Source organism: Pedobacter sp. 01T416_2, assembly GCF_056398925.1.
This window is the reverse complement of sequence record NZ_JBFTQI010000445.1, coordinates 1-4,915: the sequence shown is the minus strand read 5'-3', so window position 1 is coordinate 4,915 and position 4,915 is coordinate 1. Positions and strand designations below refer to the sequence as shown.

The following is a 4,915-nucleotide window of genomic DNA, read 5'->3' as shown; positions in this document are numbered from 1 at the left end:
GCTACATAAACAGCGATATGATTTAAAACAGCAGGTACATTTTCGGGTTTATTTTGCGCCATGGCTTTTTGAAAAATGATAGAAAATAAAATAGTGGTAAACAGGAAGATTTTTTTCATGTTTAAATATCAAACTTATAAAGGAATAATTTTAATAAATTTTTCAATACATTCTTCGACTCCACTTAGGGTAGCAAAACAGCGGGGTATTTATTGAGCAGATTTATTAACCACAGATAAAAAGGATACACACAGATAATTTGTTGCCGTGATTAATGCTCCCATAGCGGAAAGATCCTGAAACAAGTTCAGGAAGACGTTGCGAGAAGAAAAAATCAATGCGTTTAGTTTGCGCTCGTTTCCAGATGAGTGCATAAATAACTAAATGATTTTATCGTTGTAAACGATTGATTATTCTATAAAGATTCTTCGCTCCGCTCAGAATGACAAAAAAAAGGCTGCCCCGGTTTTTGGAACAGCCTTAATAGATTTATAAGGATAATATGAATATGAGAATTATAGCTATTTACTTAATTCCATCCCCMACCGAGGGCGTGATAAATATCTACCACCGCATTTAACTGCTGTTTTTTGGTTTCAATCAATTCTAATTTTGACTGCAAAGCATCACGTTGGGTCATCAATACCTCAAAATAATCAGCCCTTGCAGATTTAAACAAATCGTTAGAAATATCGATCGATTGGGTGAGTGCAGCTACCTGTTTCGATTTCAAATCATAGCTTTTTTGCAGGTTGCTAATCTTTGACATTTGATTGGCCACTTCTATATAACCATTTAAAATTGTTTTTTCGTAATCGTAAACGGCCTGCAACTGTTTTGCATTGGCGGTTAAATACTCAGCTTTAATGGCATTGCGGTTAATTAGTGGTCCTGCTAGATCTCCTGCTAAAGAATAGATTAAAGATTCCGGTGTTCTCAATAAATAAGATGGGTTAAAAGCCTGGTAACCGATAGCGGCAGAAATACCCAATGATGGATAAAACTGTGCTTTAGCTACTTTAACATCCAACTTAGCCGCAGCGAGTTCTAACTCAGCCTGTTTAATATCCGGGCGGTTGGCTAATAACTGCGAAGGTAAACCTGTTTGTACTGTTGGTGGTACCAGATCGGTAAAACTCGATTTATCCCTAACAATGGGCTGAGGAAAACGGCCTAGCAAGAAATTGATCTTATTCTCCGTTTCGGTAATGTTTTGYTGAATATCAAATTCCAGGCTCTTAGAGCTTAAAACCTCAGCTTCAAATTTACGCACTGCAAGTTCGTTAACCCTACTGGCCTGTTTCTGAATTTTCATCAGTTCTAAGGCATTTTTCTGCAGCTCAATGTTTTTTTTCACTGTCTCTAACTGATTATCTGCAGCTAGCAATTCGTAATATGAATTTGCAACCTCAGCTATCAAATTGGTGACTACGAAATTTTTGCCTTCAACCGTTGCTAAATAATGACTTATGGCTCCTTTCTTGGCGTTGCGCAATTTGTGCCAGATATCGGCTTCCCAGTTGGCCTGTAAACCGAAATGATAATCGGGCAATACCTCAGGCACTTCTTTACCTGGTGTAATTTCTGTAGAAGCATCGCCAGCACCCGAACTGGTGTAGCGACCAACTTTATCAAAACCTGCACCAACGCCATAGGTTACACTTGGTAAAAGTTCCCCCTTTTTGGCTTTGATTTCGTTTTTAGCAATCTCGATATCCTGCAAGGTGATATTCAGCTCCTGGTTATTTTTTAATGCGGTATCGATCAGGTTTACCAGATTTGGATCGGTAAAAAACTTAYGCCATTGTATACTGGCCGTACTTACGGTATCCTGCGTGCCAATAAAGGCTGTAGGAACACTTTTATTTTCGGCGCGTTGAGCCACTTCTGGCAATTTACATGCGGTATATGCAGCACATATCAGTACTAAACCAAGGCCTTTATAAATATTTTTCTTAAACATTATCTTCTACTTCTTCAGTTAATGGATGTTCTTCTTCAATTTTAATCAGCTTGTGTCTGGCAGCTATTGTTCCAAATACATAATACAATCCCGGGATAATAACTACCCCGAAAATGGTACCAAAAAGCATACCCCCGGCAGCAGCCGAGCCAATGGTCCTGTTACCGATTTTCCCAGGCCCTGATGCAATCATCAATGGAATTAAACCTGCAATAAAGGCAAAAGAGGTCATTAAAATCGGACGAAAACGTACACTTGCACCTTCCATTGCGGCTTTTAATACCGTTGCACCCTGGGCATGCCGCTGTGCAGCGAATTCAACAATCAATACCGCGTTCTTACCGAGTAAACCAATCAGCATTACCATCGCAACCTGTGCATAAATGTTGTTTTCCAATCCTAATAATTTTAAGAACAGGAAAGCGCCAAAAATACCCGCTGGTAAAGAAAGGATAACTGAAAGTGGCAAAATGAAGCTTTCGTATTGGGCTGCCAGAACCAGATAAACGAAGCCCAAGCAGATCAGGAAGATATAAATGGCTTCGTTACCCCTTGATACTTCATCTTTAGATATACCAGCCCAATCGATACCAAATCCCCTTGGAAGTGATTTCTTGGCCACTTCGGTAATGGCCTTGATGGCTTCACCAGAACTATAACCCGGAGCAGATTGCCCGCTGATCTCAGAAGCATTATACATATTGTGTCTGGTAATTTCGGATAAGCCATACACTTTACGCATTTTAATAAAAGCCGAGAAAGGCACCATTTCATCACGATCGTTTTTAACCGAGAGTTTTAAAATATCTTCTGGCAAAGCCCTGTACTGAGGCAATGCCTGTACAATTACTTTATATTGATGGTCGTATTTAATAAAACTGGTTTCGTAATTACTACCTACAAAAGTCGACAGTGTATTCATCGCATTATCAATACTCACTCCTTTTTGTTGCGCAATATCATTGTCAACATCTAACATGTACTGAGGAAAACTCGCACTGTAAAAAGTAAATACAGATGATAGCTCTTTACGTCTGTTCAGCTCTTTTACAAAATCGTTGGCCACGGTTTCCATTTTTTTGTAATCGCCACTACCTGCTTTATCCAGTAAACGAAGCTCGAAACCTCCCGCAGCACCATAACCCGGAACGGCTGGTGGCTGGAAAAATTCGATAGTTGCACCTGGAATAGATTTCGATTTCTCTTCAAGCTCTTTAATAATCTCTACTGCCGAATGTTTACGTTCGCTCCAATCTTTCAGGTTGATTAAACAGGTACCCGAGTTCGATCCCGTACCTTCAGTAAGAATCTCATATCCTGCCAAAGATGAAACCGACTTTACGCCATCAATATCTTCGCACATTTTCTGCAGTTTCTCTGAAATCTGGTCGGTACGTTCTAAAGTGGATCCTGGAGGCGTTTGGATAATGGCATAAACCATTCCCTGATCTTCGTTCGGAATAAAACCTGATGGTACACTTCCGCTCAATCCCCAAACACCCAAACAAAATGCAATCAATATACCGAAGGTTAAGATCTTACGACTTACCATTTTGGTTAAAACAAATTCGTATTTCCCCGAAAGTTTGGCAAAACCATTGTTAAAACCATCTAAAAAGCGATCAATAATGGTTTTCTTTTTCTTCGATCCATGGTTATTCTTTAACATGATGGCACACAATGCAGGGGTAAGTGTTAACGCCACAATACCCGAAAGGATAATTGCCGTTGCCATGGTGATCGAGAACTGACGGTAGAAAATACCTACTGGCCCCGACATAAAAGCTACCGGAATAAATACCGATGCCATTAAAAAGGTAATAGCGATAATTGCGCCGCCAATTTCTTTCATGGCCTGCTGGGTAGCCTTCAGTACCGAAAGTTTCCGATCGTGTTCCATCTTGGCATGTACCGCTTCAATTACTACAATGGCATCATCTACCACTACCCCAATGGCCAATACTAAGGCGAACAAGGTAATCAGATTGAGTGTAATACCAAAAAACTGCATAAACACAAAGGTTCCGATTAAGGATACCGGTACAGCAATTGCCGGGATGAGGGTTGAACGCCAATCGCCGAGGAACAGGAATACCACTAAACCCACCAAGATAAAGGCTTCGACAAGGGTGTGGATTACTTTTTCAATAGAGGCATCGAGGAATTTAGAAACGTCGTAACTTACTTCATAATCTAAACCTTTAGGAAATGAGCTCGATTTGATCTCGGCCATTTTCGCTTTTACATCTTTAATTACCTGACTGGCATTACTTCCGTAAGATTGTTTCAATACGATAGCTGCAGAAGCCTTTCCATTTAACGTAGAATATAAATTGTAAGCTGAAGCACTAAAATCTACATCGGCAACATCTTTTAAACGAAGTAATTCGCCGTTAGCACTTGCTCTTAGTACTACATTTTCGTATCCTTCTTTCGTACTAAAGCGTCCGGAATATTTTAACACATACTCAAAAGCCTGAGAGCGTTTACCAGAACTCTCACCGGTTTTACCTGGAGAGGCTTCTAAACTTTGCTCATCAAGTGCTTTCATCACTTCATCCACTGAGATTTTATAAGCCTGCATACGGTCGGGTTTAAGCCAGATCCGCATGGCATAATCCCTATCACCCAAAATATCGGCAAAACCTACACCATCAACCCTTTTCAACTCTGAAAGCAAGTTGATATCGGCATAATTGTACAGAAAATTCTGGTTCATCTTAGGGTCTTTACTATACAAGTTGATGTACATCAACATGTTAGACTCTTCGCGAGTGATTTTAACCCCCTCACGAACCACTAAAGGAGGAAGTTTATTGGTAACAGCAGCTACACGGTTCTGTACGTTAAGCGAAGCCTGGTTGGGATCGGTACCTAAATTAAATACGACCTGAATGGAAGCTTCACCATCATTACCGGCATCAGAGGCAATATATTTCATGCCTGGTACAC

2 protein-coding genes are annotated in these 4,915 nt (G+C 40.2%); both read right to left on the bottom strand.

What is annotated here, in order from left to right; genetic code table 11:
* Window positions 1-529: 529 nt before the first annotated feature.
* Window positions 530-1,963 carry a TolC family protein gene (locus tag AC1DPQ_RS17550; RefSeq protein ID WP_477610387.1) on the bottom strand — a complete coding sequence of 478 codons (1,434 nt, stop codon included), beginning with the start codon at window positions 1,961-1,963 and terminating at the stop codon, window positions 530-532.
* Window positions 1,956-4,915 (bottom strand): efflux RND transporter permease subunit (locus AC1DPQ_RS17545; RefSeq protein WP_477610386.1); only part of this gene is annotated, 2,960 nt, incomplete at its 5' end. The genes AC1DPQ_RS17550 and AC1DPQ_RS17545, both read right to left, overlap by 8 nt.